The 374-nt window shown below is 59.6% G+C and carries 1 pseudogene; it reads right to left on the reverse strand.

Features of this window, described 5'->3' with window-relative positions:
• Window positions 1–16 precede the first annotated feature (16 nt).
• Window positions 17–374 (reverse strand): annotated as a pseudogene (locus tag S1OALGB6SA_RS07860) (hypothetical protein); the annotation flags it as partial.

Below are 374 nucleotides of genomic sequence, written 5' to 3' on the forward strand. Positions count from 1 at the left end.
GCCATCGCGCCGCTGCCTAGGGCACCTTGTACTCTATCTTCCGGATGCGGTTGTTGGCAGTATCTGCCACAAAGACAGTGCCGGATGAGTCCACAGCCACGCCGCCGGGGTGCTTAAATTGTGCTTCTGTGCCGGTGGCATCCTTATGACCCCTTGTGTCACTGCCGGCAAAAGTGGTTACCACCCCCGCCGGCGTGATCTTCCGGATGCGGTTGTTGAGAGTATCTCCCACATAGACAATGCCGGATGAGTCCACAGCCACGCCGCTGGGTTGGTTAAACATTGCCGCTGCGCCGGTGCCATCCGCAAAATCCTTTGTGCCAGTGCCGGCAAAGGTGCTTACCACCCCCGCAGGCGTGATTCTCCGGATGCGG

Origin of the sequence: Olavius algarvensis spirochete endosymbiont, from assembly GCA_900608495.1 — a bacterium.
Lineage (GTDB): Bacteria > Spirochaetota > Spirochaetia > DSM-2461 > DSM-2461 > UBA2779.